This is a genomic window from Desulfobotulus mexicanus (genome assembly GCF_006175995.1).
Classification (GTDB): Bacteria; Desulfobacterota; Desulfobacteria; order Desulfobacterales; family ASO4-4; genus Desulfobotulus; species Desulfobotulus mexicanus.
In genome coordinates this window covers 62335-75747 of sequence record NZ_VDMB01000008.1, presented here as the reverse complement: position 1 = coordinate 75747, position 13413 = coordinate 62335, and the positions used below count along the sequence as shown (strand labels likewise).

General features: G+C 51.3%; 10 protein-coding genes and 2 tRNA genes. 8 read left to right on the top strand and 4 right to left on the bottom strand.

Going from position 1 to position 13413, the window contains the following annotated elements:
- Window positions 1-27: 27 nt before the first annotated feature.
- Together FIM25_RS08135 and FIM25_RS08130 are read right to left on the bottom strand one after the other, a co-directional pair.
- The gene (locus FIM25_RS08135; protein WP_139448109.1) at window positions 28-555 is read right to left on the bottom strand and encodes a nucleoside deaminase; all 528 of its coding nucleotides are present in this window, start codon (window positions 553-555) and stop codon (window positions 28-30) included.
- On the bottom strand, window positions 552-1190 hold the full coding sequence (locus tag FIM25_RS08130; RefSeq protein WP_179953248.1) for a type I restriction enzyme HsdR N-terminal domain-containing protein: 639 nt from the start codon (window positions 1188-1190) through the stop codon (window positions 552-554). Before FIM25_RS08130 ends, FIM25_RS08135 begins: the two co-directional genes overlap by 4 nt.
- Before the next feature lie 67 nt (window positions 1191-1257).
- Here FIM25_RS08130 and FIM25_RS08125 point away from each other — a divergent pair, with 67 nt between their 5' ends.
- Both FIM25_RS08125 and FIM25_RS08120 read left to right on the top strand, forming a co-directional pair.
- Window positions 1258-2313, top strand: coding sequence for a deoxyguanosinetriphosphate triphosphohydrolase (locus FIM25_RS08125; protein ID WP_139448105.1), 1056 nt, complete (start codon window positions 1258-1260; stop codon window positions 2311-2313).
- 17 nt (window positions 2314-2330) lie between these two features.
- Window positions 2331-2966 carry a YkgJ family cysteine cluster protein gene (locus FIM25_RS08120; RefSeq protein ID WP_139448103.1) on the top strand — a complete coding sequence of 212 codons (636 nt, stop codon included), beginning with the start codon at window positions 2331-2333 and terminating at the stop codon, window positions 2964-2966.
- Window positions 2967-3051: 85 nt separating this feature from the next.
- On the opposite strand, the gene pseC is transcribed toward FIM25_RS08120, so the two are convergent.
- Complete coding sequence (gene pseC / locus FIM25_RS08115; RefSeq protein ID WP_139448101.1) at window positions 3052-4251, bottom strand: UDP-4-amino-4,6-dideoxy-N-acetyl-beta-L-altrosamine transaminase; 1200 nt, start codon at window positions 4249-4251, stop codon at window positions 3052-3054.
- A 367-nt stretch (window positions 4252-4618) separates the two neighbouring features.
- Here pseC and FIM25_RS08110 point away from each other — a divergent pair.
- From FIM25_RS08110 to FIM25_RS08095, 4 genes are all read left to right on the top strand, one after another.
- Window positions 4619-4694: transfer RNA gene (locus tag FIM25_RS08110), tRNA-Lys, on the top strand.
- 7 nt (window positions 4695-4701) lie between these two features.
- Window positions 4702-4779, top strand: a tRNA-Glu gene (locus tag FIM25_RS08105).
- A 180-nt stretch (window positions 4780-4959) separates the two neighbouring features.
- On the top strand, window positions 4960-6372 hold the full coding sequence (gene der, locus FIM25_RS08100) for a ribosome biogenesis GTPase Der (protein WP_139448228.1): 1413 nt from the start codon (window positions 4960-4962) through the stop codon (window positions 6370-6372).
- A gap of 23 nt (window positions 6373-6395) precedes the next feature.
- Window positions 6396-7739, top strand: a complete 1344-nt coding sequence (locus tag FIM25_RS08095) for a replication-associated recombination protein A (RefSeq protein ID WP_139448099.1) — start codon at window positions 6396-6398, stop codon at window positions 7737-7739.
- 548 nt (window positions 7740-8287) lie between these two features.
- Here FIM25_RS08095 and FIM25_RS08090 read toward each other — a convergent pair.
- Window positions 8288-9067, bottom strand: a complete 780-nt coding sequence (locus tag FIM25_RS08090) for an NRDE family protein (protein WP_139448097.1) — start codon at window positions 9065-9067, stop codon at window positions 8288-8290.
- A gap of 206 nt (window positions 9068-9273) precedes the next feature.
- Between FIM25_RS08090 and FIM25_RS08085 the strand changes: the two genes are divergently transcribed.
- Window positions 9274-10563 (top strand): thiolase family protein, encoded by a 1290-nt coding sequence (locus FIM25_RS08085; RefSeq protein WP_139448095.1) that lies wholly within the window; start codon window positions 9274-9276, stop codon window positions 10561-10563.
- 280 nt (window positions 10564-10843) lie between these two features.
- On the top strand, window positions 10844-13342 hold the full coding sequence (gene gyrA, locus FIM25_RS08080) for a DNA gyrase subunit A (protein WP_139448093.1): 2499 nt from the start codon (window positions 10844-10846) through the stop codon (window positions 13340-13342).
- Window positions 13343-13413: the final 71 nt, after the last annotated feature.

Sequence of the window (13413 nt, the reverse complement as noted above, 5' to 3'; positions counted from 1 at the left end):
CGGACTGCTTTTGATCAGGCCTGTGGCTTAAGGGGTTTGGGGCAGGGATTTTCCTCCGGCCAGGGTGTAGCGGGCAAGCAGGCTGTTTTTCCAGTAGGCGTTCCGGGGATTGCGGAAAAATTCCATGAAAAGCACAAGGCTTTCTTCACGCCTGAAGGCAGGGGTTATTTCCGGCTGTCTTTGGCTGTACAGGGGGGGGAGGGTTGAAAGGTCACAGGCTGTACCGCCACCCATGGCGTCTTCGTAGGCCCACACCACCCGGCCGATGCCGGAAAGAAGAATGGCGGCATAGCACATGAGGCATGGCTCCATGGTGGCATAGAGGGTGGCTTTGTGGCGCATATCTGTGGGGACAAGGTTTTCCATCTCCCGGATGGCGAGGATTTCCGCATGGGTTATTTCGCTGGGAAGATTGCCGTTTGATGCTTTACGTCTGGATCTTACCTGGATTTTTCCGTCCAGAGATATGACGCATCCCACGGGAAACTCTCCTTCTTTCAGGGCTTTTTCTGCCAGTATGAGGGCTTCTCCCATGAATTCATGATCGTTATTCATAGTTTCTCCGTATCCAGATGGCAGACCGCATCATCGCAGGGGCAGGCATCATTGACTTCAAAGGCATAAAGAATCCGGTGGCAGCGCTCTTCTATGCTGGGTGTCAGGGGTGGGGCCGCAGGCTGAACCGGGGGGAGGTCTTCCGGAGGGGGAATGCTGTTCAGGCCCCGGGAAAGGAGGTTGCCTGTCCGGGTTTCCAGAAGTTCGGCATCTTCCCCGTTGGTAACCAGAAGGAGGGGCGCATCCATGAGAAGGGCTGCTGCCCGGCCCGGTGTTCGGCGGGTGACAATGGAGCCGGGGCCATAGCGGATAAGGATGGCTGCTTTTCCATGGGGCTTTACCAGGAAATCCAGATGAATCAGCGCTCTTTTTTCATCACATTTCAGGACCAGCGGAATGTGGGAGCTGATATTCTGTTTTGTATATCCAGCATCCAGAAGGAGTTTTGCCAGTTTCTGGCGGTAACGGTTGTCGTGGTTGTCTTCTATTGTCTGCTCGCTAAGGATGTCCTGCATGCTGCCAAGGACGAGATGATGCTTGCCCATGCCTGCCCTTTCATGGTTGCAGTCCTTTTCGGGGCTGTCGGTTTTTTTGTCTTGGCATCGCCCCTTTACAAGACAGGGGCTCTTATGCATAGGATAGTCCCTGTCCGGCATTGATCCAAGCGTTAAATTTAACTTAATTCCATCAGGCAGGCAAGCAATGACCATACGGGAAGATTTTGAGAAAAGGGAGGCGGGCTTCATTGCCCCCTATGGCTGTTGTGCCGCAGCATCCAGGGGGCGTCGCCGCAGGGAAGAGCCATGTCCCATCCGCACACTTTTTCAGCAGGACAGGGACAGGATTGTTTTTTCAAGCGGTTTCAGAAGGTTAAAGCATAAGACCCAGGTTTTTCTTTCTCCGCTGGGAGATCATTATAGAACCCGGCTGACCCATACTCTGGAAGTTGCAGAGGTGGCCCGGACCATTTCCAGGGCCCTGCGTCTAAATGAGGATCTTACCGAAGCCATTGCTCTGGGGCATGATCTTGGCCATACACCCTTTGGTCATTCCGGTGAAACAGCGCTCAAGGAAATATATTCGGAGCATTTTTCCCATGCAGCGCAGAGTTTGCGGGTGGTGGATCGTCTTGAAAGGCGGGGGGAAGGCTTGAATCTTTCCCATGAGGTAAGGGATGGTATTTTAAAGCATTCCAAGGGTTTTGGGAATATTCTTCCTACAGAACCCGGAGAGACTGCCCTTACCATAGAAGGGAGGGTGGTACGTATTGCAGACATAATTGCCTATCTGAACCATGATTTGGATGATGCTGTGCGCAGTGGTGTTATCGGACGTCATGAGATTCCTGAATCCTGTATCAGGGTTCTGGGTGAAAGCCATTCGGCCAGGGGAACTTCCATGATCCGGGATATTATTTTTCAAAGCAGCATGGAAAAGGATGGGTTCTGTCTGCGCATGAGTGATGAGGTTTACAAAACCATGGTGGAGCTGCGTCAGTTTCTTTTTGATAATGTGTACCGTTCTCCAAGGGTGCACAATGAGTTTGTAAAGGCCAAGAAAATTCTGATGGAGCTTTTTGCCTTTCTTATGGAGAATGAGGACTCGCTTCAGACGGAGCTGCGGCGGATGGAGCTTCCTGTCTTTGATCCGGCAGAGGAGGTGCGTGAAAAAGTGGTCTGTGATACCATTGCCAGCATGACGGATCGTTATGCCCTGAATCTTTATCATAAAATTTTTATGCCCTTTCCCCAGTTCTGAGGGAAGGGAGAATAGCAATGGGAGGAATATTTTTCATGGATGCCTTTGAAACGGGGCTTGCACCTGAGGTGCTGGCTTCTTTTTTCTCCGGAATGGACGAGCTTTATGTCCAGATGGATTCGGCCTATGCCGCTGTGGCGGAAAGTACCGGTTTTTCCTGTGGTGGATGTGCGGACAGCTGCTGTAACACACGGTTTTATCACTATACCCTTGTGGAGGTTCTTTATCTTTTAAAAGGTTTCTCCATGCTTGGTGAGGAGGAGCGCTCTGCCATGGAACAAAGGGCTTTGGACCTGTGTAAGGCCATGAAAGCCCATGATGCCGAAGGAGGGGATGGTGTTTTTAGGGCGCTTTGCCCTTTGAATGTGGATGGATTGTGCCGTGTTTATGCCCACAGACCCATGATCTGCAGGCTTCATGGTGTGCCATGGAAAATGCTGGGTCGTGGTGGTGAGATCAAGGGGCCTGGGTGTGAATCTTTTGGAGCCAGTGGTGATATGCTTCTTGACCGGACGCCCCTTTACAGAAATCTTGCCCTTCTGGAGCGGGATCTGCGCAAAAAATCGGGTTTTGACGGGCGTATTCGTCTGAGCATTTCGGATATTCTTACCCTGCCCATGCCCGATGTTGGATTAAGTGTACCCGAAAATTGAACCATGGCACTGGCCCGGGTAAGGGATGGGTGGAGTATTCATTTCCGGTATTGGTTTAAGGTGGAATGTATTTGATCCTCTTGTCTTAAGTCTTATGGGTCTGTCCCATGCCAAGAACCCGGTTAAGGGCATCTATGACCCTGTTCTGGTCCGCCTCCTGAAGATCCGGGAAAAGCGGCAGGCTGATGGCTTCTTTATAATAGTTTTCTGCTTCGGGGAACTGGCCTTCACGAAAACCCATGGCTCTGTAGTAGGGCTGGGTGTGTACCGGTATATAATGGAGATTGACACCTATGCCTTCTGTCCTCAATGCTTCAAAGATCTCTCTGTGGCTTTTTGAGATCTGATTCTTCTGCAGCCGTATAATATAAAGGTGCCATGCGGAGTCGTAATCCGGAAGGCAAAAGGGCAGGGTAAGGGGGAGGTCTTTTAGCAGCTGGCTGTAACGCTGGCTCAGTTGTTGCCGTTTTTTTATAAATTCCTGTAGTCTGTCCATCTGGCTTATGCCCAGAGCAGCCTGTATTTCTGTCATGCGATAATTGAAGCCAAGATCAATCTGCTGGTAATACCATGGCCCATCCGGGGGCTGCGTCATTGCATTTTCATCCCTTGTAATGCCATGGCTGCGGAGGAGGGCCATTTTTTCTGCCAGATCCTTTTGGTTGGTCATGGCCATGCCGCCTTCCGCCGTTGTGATGATTTTAACGGGATGAAAGCTGAAAATGGTGATGTCGCTGTAGCGGCAGTTGCCAACGGTTTCCTTTTTACAGGAAGCCCCCGTAGCATGGGCGGCATCTTCTATTATGGAAAAACCATATTTTAAAGAAAGCCGGTGAATGGCCTCCATGTCGCAGGGTTGGCCGCAGAGGTGTACGGGAACCACAATTTTTGGCAGTCTGTTTTGTTTTTCTGCCTGATGCAGTTTTTCTTCAAGTTTAATGGGGCAGAGGTTCCAGGTTTTTGGATCAATGTCCACAAAATCCACCGAAGCACCGCAGTAAAGGGCGCAGTTGGCTGAGGCCACAAAGGTGATGGGGCTGGTCCAGAGCGTATCGCCGGGGCCAAGGCCAAGGGCAAGGCAGGCCAGATGCAGGGCAGAGGTGGCACTGTTGACGGCAACGGCGTGGGAGGCCCCGCAGAAGGCAGTCATTTTTTTCTCGAATTCAGGGACCTTTGGGCCCTGGGTCAGATAGTCTGAATGAAGTACCTCCAGTACCGCATGGATATCTTTTTCGGAGATGTTCTGTCTTCCATAGGGGATGACAGGAAAAGAAGTTGTTTTCATGGGAAGGTCCGTCCTTGATATAGCTTGATATGAATTGATGCCTCAATCATACATTTGCATGAACAGTCGGGCATGGACAAGGGTTTTTCAGCTTGAGCGTCGGATTGCGTCACGGGTAACTTGGGTGCTGTGTATCTCTATGGGAGGTATTGTGCTTGGAAAACTGTGCTGAACAATTACTTTCTGTGCCGTAACTCTGGCGGAAGTTGGAGCTTGCAGATGCTGCTCCTTTATCTTTTGGTGGTATATTTCTTGTGTTTTCAGGATTTTGTCTGGTGAAGTCAAAAAAAAATGAAGCTAGTGTTTTTTTTATGTTGACACATGGGGGCATCACGGGTAGATAAGCACTCGTTTTTGACGGTAGCAAGGGTCGTTAACTCAGCCGGTAGAGTATCTGCCTTTTAAGCAGAGAGTCGTTGGTTCGAATCCAACACGACCCACCACTTATAAGTCCCCATCGTCTAGCCCGGTCCAGGACACCGGCCTTTCACGCCGGCGACAGGGGTTCGAATCCCCTTGGGGACGCCAAATTTAAACAGGCACTTACAGAGATGTGAGTGCCTGTTTTGTTTCTGGCGTGTTAGGATGGCGTGTCTATTTTTTTGTTTGATTTTCGGCAGGCATTTGGTGCAGCATATCTTAAAGGTCTGTTTGCCTGTTTTTCACCTTCTCAGACAAAAAGCCAAAACAATATAAGGAATGAATGACATGAAGCCAGTGGTCGCCCTTGTGGGACGCCCCAATGTGGGCAAGTCCACCCTGTTCAATCGTATGACCCGGAGTCGGGATGCCATTGTCGATGACATGCCGGGGGTGACAAGGGACCGCCACTTCGGTGATGCCCGATGGGAAGACAAATCCTTTATTCTGGTGGATACCGGCGGGTTCCTTTCCAATGATGCGGACTCCTTTGCTTCTCACATCCGGGCCCAGGTGGAGCTGGCTTTGGAGGATGCGGATTATGTTGTGCTTGTGGTGGATGGTAAGAGTGGCATCTCCTACTATGACCGGGATCTGGTGGAGCTTTTGCGGGCCAGGGGAAAGTCTTTTTTCTGTCTTGTGAATAAGATTGACGGAGAAAAGCATGAGGTGGCGCTGAATGATTTTTATGCTCTGGGAGTAGAGGAGCCCTTTCCTTTATCCGCAGAGCACGGGTATGGTTTTTCGGATTTCATGGATGTTCTTACCGCAGATATGCCATGTGACGGGGTAGACGAAGGGATTCAGCCAGAAGGTCCGGTCCGGGTGGCTGTGGTGGGAAGGCCCAATGCAGGTAAATCTTCCCTGATCAACCGTCTTCTTGGGGAAGAGCGTATGGTGGTCAGTGAGGTGGCGGGCACCACCCGTGATTCCGTGGATTCCCTTGTGCGTTTTGGCGGTAAATCCTATCTTTTCATTGATACCGCTGGGATACGGCGGAAGGGCAAGGTCACTCATCGCGTTGAAAAGTATTCTGTTATCAAGGCTCTGAAAAGTCTGGAACGCTGTGAGGTGGCGCTGGTTCTCCTGGATGCCGCCGAAGGGGTTACGGATCAGGATGTCCGGGTGGCAGGCTATGCCAGTGACAGAGGTTGTGGTTGTATTTTTGTATGCAACAAGTGGGATCTGGTGCCGCCGGAAAAAAAAGATGTGAAGCGTATGAAAGAAGATATTGGCATGGAGGCCAAGTTTTTAGGGTATGCGCCTGTTCTGACCATTTCCGCCCTGACTGGGCAGCGGGTGACCAAGCTCTTTCCCATGATCGATAAGGTGCATGAACAGTACATCACCCAGGTCAGTACCAGTCACCTCAACCGGATTATTGAGGATGCCACAGCCCGGACAGAGCCATCCCTCCACAATGGCAAGCGCATCAAGTTTTATTTTGCTTCCCAGGTGAAAAATGCGCCCCCCACCTTTGCCCTTGTCACCAATTATCCGGATGCCATTCATTTTTCCTATAAAAGGTATCTGGTCAATCAGATCCGGGAAGCCCTTGGGTTGGATATGACGCCCATTCGAGTTGAATTCAGGGAGAGAAGCGGCCGGACCGATTACAGCGGTAAAAAAAGTAAGCCCTCTCCTGCTCTTCTGAAAAAGCTGCAGGCAACAAGGCGGAGTCGTAAGCGCAGAAACCGTTAGGCAGAAAGGTGAAAGGCTTTTTCATGGAGGATCTCTTTGTACAGGATGGTTCTGATTATACGGAAAAGCCCCTTGCTGAAAGAATGCGTCCGGATTCTCTGGAAGATATTGCCGGGCAGGAGCATCTTCTGTCTAAAGGATCGGTGCTGCGCCGTGCTGTGGATGGGGATCGCCTCTTTTCCATGATTCTCTGGGGGCCTCCGGGTTGCGGAAAAACCAGCCTTGCAAGGGTGCTTGCAAAGGAGACGCAAAAGGGTTTTGTTCAGATTTCTGCCGTGTTTTCCGGTGTGCAGGAGGTTCGCAAGATTATTGAAGAAGCCCGTACCCGAAGGCGTATAAATGGCAGGGGAACCCTTCTTTTTGTGGATGAGATCCACCGTTTCAACAAGGCCCAGCAGGATGCCTTTCTTCAGCATGTGGAAGAAGGTCTCATTACCCTCATTGGCGCAACCACGGAAAACCCATCCTTTGAGGTGATCGCTGCTCTGCTTTCCCGGTGCAAGGTGCTGGTGCTGCAGCCAGTATTGCAGGAAGCCTGTGTCGGAGTACTGAAGCGGGCTCTTTTGGATACAGAAAGGGGGCTTGGCAGGCTGAGTATTACGGCAGGTGATGATGAGCTTGGCCTTCTGGCGGAAATGGCTGATGGAGATATGAGGGCGGCTCTTTCCGGGCTGGAAATGGCGGCCTTTCACTGCCTTGGAGACGGAAGTCGCAGGGAGAGGGTTATTATAAAGGAGGATCTGGCTGCGGTATTCGGGGATAGGGCACTGCGCCATGACAAGGCCGGAGACTCCCACTTCAATCTGATCTCAGCTTTTCATAAAAGTATGCGGGGCAGTGATCCGGACGGAGCATTGTACTGGCTTTTCCGCATGCTGGAAGCCGGAGAAGATCCTTTGTATCTGGCCCGGCGCATGGTCCGTTTTGCTTCGGAGGATGTGGGTATGGCCGATCCGGGCGCACTGGCCCTTGCTCTTTCAGCCATGGAGTCCTACCGTTTTCTGGGTTCTCCCGAAGGGGAGGGAGCTTTGGCTCAGGCGGCCGTCTATCTGGCCACGGCACCCAAAAGCAATGCAGTCTATATGGCCCAGAAGGCTGTGGTGGCCCGTATCCGGGAAACCGGTGCTTCGCCTGTTCCTCTGCATATCCGAAACGCTCCCACAGGCCTGATGGCGGATCTTGGTTACGGCAGGGAGTACCGCTATGCCCATGACTTCAAAGATGCCTATGTGCCCCAGGATTATCTTCCTGATGCTCTTTTGCAGGACAGATATTATACGCCCACGGACCGGGGCTATGAAAAGCTGGTGGCCCAGCGCATGGATGGCTGGCGCAGAATAAGGGAAACTGCCCGGAAGAAGTCTTAGATTTTTGGTAAGTATTCAGCACGGTTCATTTCTGACTGCCAATGCTGTAGTTGCAGCAGCGTCGTACTGCTGCAAGGCTCCGTGGCTATTTGCAAGTGACATTGCAATCGTTTCGGATCAGAGTTTCGCAGGCCTGTGCGAAAGAAGCGGCAAACTGTTTGAGCCGCCACAAAGGCAGCGTGCTTAAGACTGCCATGGTAATCAAAAAGCTTATCCTGCCTGTGGCGGGGAGTTTTTGCCGCTTCCGCACAGGGCAAGAAGCTCCCGAATAAGATTGCGTCACGGGCAAATAGCCTGGGGCCTTTGCATCTGTCTTGCGGGTATGGTACTTGGGAAACTGTGCTAAGCAGTTACGTTTGCTTTTTTATTTCAAATAATTGTCGTTTTATTTGCTTGCAGTTGGGCTTTGCATAGGGTACATAGGCATTTTGCTCCCGTAAAGGGCTTGGGCTTTTCAGCTTGAGTGCCGGATTGCGTCACGAACAAATGGCCGGTGTGCATATGCGTCTTTTTGGGAAGCGTGCTGCTGCCTGGTAAAAAGTGTATGCTTAAGGCATAAAGGGGCGTTTGCCCTGCCCCGTAAAACGGACCCTCCCCGTTTCCTTTCCCCTTTCATCCCAGCTTATTTCTGTGAAAAAAAACTCTCCGCTGCAGTGTACCTTCAGCGTCGTGCTGCTCCGTGTCCCGTAAAGGGGGTGGACAATGAAGAGCGGTGCAAGAATTCTTTCCCACTCAAGTCCCATGCCTGTGTCCGGAAGCTCCCTGTCTTCCGGCATGGAGCGATCCTGCAGCAGAAGAAAGAAGTCTTCTTCTTCAGCCCCTTTCTTAATGGCCTGATCCAGTAGCCTGCATCCCTTTGTCACCTTGGGCCACGGCGTGCCCAGCAGATGATTGGAAAGGCCGTGCACGCCGGGAGGAATCACAAGGCTCTTTTCTGTCTGGTTGCTGTAATAAAAAAGCTTTTCAGGGGTGCCGAAGATCAGGTTGAAGCCGTTGAAGTTAGTGCCTTCTTTTTTTAATTTTTTTAGAAAAGGCTCCATATCCTCAGCAGACCCAAGGGCCTGTTCCACGATATGGCCCCTTGAGGGTGCCGGATTTTTTCTGGATAAAGGATCTCTGTAGTTGGTTAGGGCTGCAAACAAAAGGGTTTCTGGAACAATGCCCATCCATGTTCCTCCTTCCTGGAGATCTTTTCCCGCAAGCACAGAGGGAGATGTTTTCCTTAAACGGGCTGGTTCTGTGGGGCGTTTGTGGAATTCGTCCCTGTTGGCCGCTACGATAAGGGGCCAGTCCGGGTGCTGCTGCACTGCAAAGAGAATGAGACACATGGGATCATTTTTCCTTTCGAAAGCCTCTGGAGCTTTGATGGTTGGGTTTTTTTGGGTTTTAGCTGCAACGCCGTTTTTAAAAGGGGTGCTTTGTTCACCTGATTGTTGACTTTCCCGCTGTATCCGGTTAGCGTTTCTGAAAACTCGGGGAAAATTGCGTATAACACAGTGCGGGGGCACTCGTCATCGCTAAGGAGGATAAAAGAATGAAAGAAGTAGTTATTGTCAGTGGATCTCGGACAGCAGTCGGTGCTTTTGGTGGCATACTCAAGGACGTTTCCTGTGTGGATCTTGGTGCCACGGTCATGAAGGACGTTTTGAAAAAAGCAGGTCTGCGTCCCCAGCCCAGTGCCGAAATGGAGTCATTTTGTCCGGATAAGCTCAAGGGTCTGGGTCGCATTGAGCTGGAAGCAGGAGGCTATGACTATGACGAGGCCTTCAAGCCCATTGCCATTGATGAAGTGATCATGGGTAACGTGCTGCAGGCAGGGCAGGGACAGAACCCGGCCCGTCAGTCCATGATCCGTGCTGGACTTTCCAAGGAGACTCCTGCTTTTACTGTGAACAAGGTCTGTGGTTCCGGCCTCAAGGCCATTGCCCTGGGTGCCCAGGCTATTATGACGGGTGATGCGGAAGTGGTTCTCGCCGGTGGGCAGGAAAGCATGAGTAATACACCCATGGCGCTGCTCAAGGCCCGCTGGGGACACCGCATGGAGCTTACCGGTGTGGGCCCTGTCCATGACCTGATGGTTTATGATGGTCTTTACGAAATCTTCTATGGCTACCATATGGGGATTACCGCTGAAAATATTGTGGGTAAATATGGTATCTCCCGTGAGGATCAGGATAAGATTGCCGTCCTCAGCCACGCCAGAGCCATGGAAGCCATTAAAAACGGTACCTTCAAGTCGGAAATTGCTCCTGTGGTGATTAAGGGCCGCAAGGGTGATACCATTGTGGAGACCGATGAGCGGCCCATGGAAACCAGCATGGAAAAAATGGGCAAAATGAAGGCCGCCTTCAAAAAGGACGGTTCCGTAACCGCAGGCAATGCTTCCGGTATCAATGATGGTGCCGCTGCCGTACTGATGATGTCGGCGGAGAAGGCCAAAGAGTTGGGCCTTACGCCCATTATCAAAATCAAGGGTTTTGCTTCCGGCGGTATGGATCCGGCATTCATGGGCTTAGGCCCTGTTCCTGCCATCCGCAAGCTCCTTGCCCGTACCGGGATGCAGATGGGCGACATTGATATGATTGAGCTCAATGAAGCCTTTGCCGGTCAGGCCATCGGTTGCATGATGGAGCTTGGTATTGATTTTGAAAAACCCAATGAGCTGGGCTCCGGAATTTCCATCGGCCATCCCATCGGAGCTACTGGTGCCCGGCAGATGGTGACGGGCATGTATCAGATGCAGCGCAAGGGTTATGGTACAGGCATTATTTCCATGTGCATAGGTGGCGGTATGGGTATGGCCATGATCGTGGAAAAGGCATAGCTCTTTAGTTTTTGATTTCTGATATTTTTGTATGTGAAGGTCGTATCTGCTTTCGGGCGGATGCGGCCTTTGTTTTTTTGTTTCTTTTGAATAAAATACCTGAAAAAGGGTCGCAGGCTTTACTGAAGAATGTTATGATAGCACGTTTGCGCCGATCCTTTATTCTGGCGGTGTTTCAGAAGAGCCGTAATGGCGTAAGGGGAAATAAAAAACATAAAATGGAAGCATCTTGGGTTTATTCCCGGTACAGGTGCTTTTCCACGGAAAGCAGGATGTGTCCATGATCGATACAGAGTTGGGTTCGGAGATCAGCATCGAGAAAGAGATGCGGCAGTCCTACCTTGAGTATGCCATGAGCGTTATTATTGGTCGGGCCCTGCCGGATGTGCGGGACGGCCTGAAACCTGTGCATCGCCGTGTGCTTTTTGCCATGCGGGAACTCAAGAATGACTGGAACCGCCCTTACAAAAAATCTGCGCGTATTGTGGGTGATGTCATTGGTAAATACCATCCCCATGGTGATACGGCAGTTTATGACACCATTGTTCGTATGGCCCAGAATTTCTCCATGCGCTATCCTTTGGTGGACGGGCAGGGGAACTTCGGCTCCATTGACGGAGATTCTCCGGCTGCCATGCGTTATACGGAAATCCGCATGCAGCGTCTGGCCCAGGAAATGCTGGCGGATCTTGATAAGGAAACCGTCGAATTTATCACAAACTATGATGAATCCCTGGAAGAGCCTCTGGTTCTTCCCACCCGTTTTCCGGCACTTCTGGTTAACGGTTCTTCGGGTATTGCCGTGGGTATGGCCACCAATATACCGCCTCACAACCTGCGTGAGGTGGCGGATGCCATTATTGCGGTTATAGAGAACCCGGAAATTGATGTCACAGAGCTTCTCTCTATTCTTCCGGGGCCGGACTTTCCCACGGGTGGAATTATTTACGGAAAATCCGGTATTGTGGAAGCGTACAGGACAGGCCGTGGGATCATTCGGGTAAGGGCTCTGCTGGATCTGGAAACGGATTCTCAGAATGTGGAGACCCTTGTGGTCAAGGAGCTGCCCTATCAGGTTAACAAGGCCCGTCTGGTCAAGGCGATTCATGAAATGGTACGGGACAAACTGCTGGAGGGTATCAGTTACATCCGGGATGAGTCCGACAGGGATGGCATGCGCATCGCCATAGGCCTGAAAAAGGATGCCATGCACGAGGTGGTGTTAAATCAGCTTTTCAAGCATACCCAGCTTCAGAACAGCTTTGGCATCATCTTCCTTGCGGTGGTGAATAACCGGCCTGAAGTTCTTACTCTGAAAGAAATGCTGATCCACTTCATCCGCCACAGAAAAGAAGTAATTATACGTCGTACCCGCTATGATCTGAAAAAGGCCCAGGCAAGGGCTCATATCCTTGAGGGCCTTAAAATAGCTCTGGATAATATTGATGAAGTGGTGGCCCTGATCCGTAAGTCTTCTTCTCCGGTGGAGGCCAAAGAAGGTCTGATGACCCGTTTCGGGCTTTCTGCTTTGCAGTCTCAGGCTATTCTCGATATGCGGCTGCAAAGACTGACCGGCCTGGAGAGGGACCGCATTCTTGAAGAATATGATTCGATTATGAAAGACATTGCCTGGTTCAAGGAAATTTTAGGCAGTGAAACCATTGTCATGAATCTGATCAAAGAAGAACTGGTTAATCTCAAAGAAGAGTTCGGAGACAGCCGCCGTTCGGAAATTGTGGAATCCACCAGAGAAATTGGCATGGAGGATCTCATTGCCGAAGAAGACATGGTGGTTACCCTGACCCGTACCGGATATATCAAGCGTAATCCCATTACCCTGTATCAGAGCCAGCGGCGTGGCGGCAGAGGTAAGACGGCCATGACCACCCGTGATGAGGATTTTGTCACAAAGCTTTTTGTGGCTTCCACCCACCATACCTTCCTTTTCTTCACCAACCTCGGCAAAGTTTACTGGTCCAAGGTCTGGGAACTTCCCCAGGGCGGCAGGACCAGCCGGGGTAAAGCCATTGTGAATTTTCTGGATCTGGCACCGGATGAAAAACTGAGTACGGTTCTGGCTGTGCCGGAATTTGAGGAGGGGAGATACATCCTCATGACCACCCGGAACGGGCTTGTGAAGAAAACTGACCTCATGGCCTATTCCAGGCGCAGGGCCGGAGGGATTATTGCAATTGACCTTGTGGAAGGGGATGCCCTCATTGCCGCAAGGATCACCGATGGAAGCAAGGAAGTTCTGCTGACATCTGCCCAGGGTCAGGCCATCCGTTTTTCTGAATCTGATGTAAGGCCCATGGGGCGGGTTTCCCGGGGAGTCCGGGGGCTGCGTATGGCTGAAGACGATTATATTGTCGGTATGGAGGTTACAGGCCATGGCAGCACCCTGTTTACGGCTACGGAAAACGGCTATGGTAAAAGAACAGAGGTGGAGGCCTTCCCCATGCAGCGCCGTGGTGGTAAGGGTGTTATCGGTATCCGAACCGATGGCCGTAATGGTAAGGTCGTGGCCATGGTTCTCACGGATGAATCCGATGATGTTATGCTGGTTTCCGATAAGGGCCGCCTGATTCGTATGGCTGCATGCAGTATCTCCGTCATTGGCCGTGCAACCCAGGGAGTCCGGCTTATTCAGCTGGAAGAAGCGGAAAGACTCATTGATGCCGCAAGGCTGGATGAGGAGGCGCAGGAGGATGGAGATACCGTGAACGGAGAAGGGGATGGAGGGGAATGTGCGCCTGTGGATCTGGATCAGGATGAATAAGGTCTGTTTTAATGGCTTGGAGTAATCCTGCTCATGTTTGTTAATGCCGTAAACCTGAGAAAAAAGTAACA